Source organism: Roseateles sp. (genome assembly GCF_049240545.1).
Lineage (GTDB): Bacteria > Pseudomonadota > Gammaproteobacteria > Burkholderiales > Burkholderiaceae_C > Paucibacter_A.
Map to the genome: position 1 here is coordinate 1 of NZ_JBMLSK010000214.1, position 1,570 is coordinate 1,570.

1 protein-coding gene is annotated in these 1,570 nt (G+C 67.5%); it reads left to right on the forward strand.

The genetic code is table 11. The features are described 5' to 3' along the window. Positions 1-77 precede the first annotated feature (77 nt). Positions 78-1,487: an IS1182 family transposase gene (locus ACOVRJ_RS14075; protein ID WP_422044478.1), complete on the forward strand. Its 1,410-nt coding sequence runs from the start codon at positions 78-80 to the stop codon at positions 1,485-1,487. The last annotated feature ends 83 nt before the right edge of the window (positions 1,488-1,570 follow it).

A 1,570-nucleotide genomic window follows, 5' to 3' on the forward strand; every position in this document is an offset into this window, starting at 1 on the left:
CAGGCTGTGTAAAAACAGCTGTTCGGGTTGGATGTGAAGCACAATGCCCGCAACGTGAGTTGCGGGCATTGCTGCTTATGGGCTTTGTGCGTGGAGAGGACCGGCAGCAGAACGCGCTGTTTCCGGTGTCGTTGGAGGAAATGGTCCCGTCGGACCACGCCTGTCGGGTGATCGATGCCTTTGTCCGGCACCTGCCGTTGGCCGGCTTGGGCTTTGGCAAGGCCACGCCGAAGGCGACGGGTCGTCCGCCCTACGACCCGGCCGACCTGCTGAAGCTCTATCTGTACGGCTACCTGCACCAGGTGCGCTCGTCGCGGCGACTGGAGCAGGAGTGCCAGCGCAACGTCGAGGTGATGTGGCTGCTGGGGCGTCTGTCGCCGGACCACAAGACCGTTGCGCAGTTCCGCAAGGACAACGGCGATGCACTGAAGCGAGCCGGCGCGGCCTTCGTGCGCTTCTGCCAGGGCGCAGGGCTGGTCCGCGGCGACTGGGTGGCGGTGGACGGCAGCAAGTTCCAGGCGGTGGCGAGCCGCAAGGCGGTGGTGTGGAAGAAGGACCTGGCGCGGCGACAGGCGGCCTTGGAGCAGCAGATCGCGGCTTACCTGAACGCGCTGGACGCCACCGATGGCGTCGAGTCCGAGGCGCCTTCCGGCGCGGAGGTGCGGCAGGCCTTGGCCCTGCTGCAGGACGAACAGGGCGCCGTGCAGGCGATGGAAGCCGCATTGGGCGACGCCAGTCACCGGGTGGACAGCGAGCCGGAATCGCGCTCGATGCCGGGGCACGGCCCGGCCTACAACGTGCAGACCGCGGTGGACGGCGCACATGCGCTGATCGTGGCGCATGAGGTGGTGAACGATGCGGCCGACAACCGGCAGCTGCAGCCGATGGGCGAGGCCGCACGGGACGCGCTTGGGGCCGATCGCTTGGACGTTCTGGCCGACGCCGGCTACTCCAACGGCGTGCAAGCCGAAGCCTTGGAGGCCCAGGGCATCCAGCCGCATGTGCCGGCGAACCGGTCGATCAACAACCAAGGCGACGGCCGGCTGTTCGACCGCAGCCGGTTCACCTACGACACGGATACCGACACCTACCGCTGCCCTGCCGGCCAGACGCTGGTGCGGAAGCAGCGGATGAATCGCGACCACGTGGTGATGTACGCCGCGCGCATGGAGGATTGCGGGGATTGCGCGCTGAAATCCCAATGCACGTCAGCGGCCCGGCGATTGTTGACCCGCTACGACCACGAGGACGCGCTGCAGCGGATGGACGGTCGGGCGACGCCGGAGGCGATGCGGCGGCGGCGCTGCACGGTCGAGCATCCGTTCGCGGCGCTGAAGTACCGGATTTTCGGGCACCCGCGGTTCCTGATGAGGGGAATTGCCGGGGCGAGGGCGGAGATGGCGATCGCGACCTTGGTGTGGAACCTGAAGCGGGCGATGAAGGTGCTGGGCGAGGCCGAACTGGGCCGGAGGCTGGCAGCGGCCTGAGGACCCTGCGGCAGAAAAAACGAGCGCCCCCTCGTGGGGCGCTCGTTTCATCCGACTCAACATCCGTGTTTTGACACGGACTG

What these genes read in the sequence shown, in the direction of transcription:
- ACOVRJ_RS14075 (WP_422044478.1), top strand. Translation starts at nt 78, where the DNA reads ATGGGCTTTGTGCGTGGAGAGGACCGGCAGCAGAACGCGCTGTTTCCG.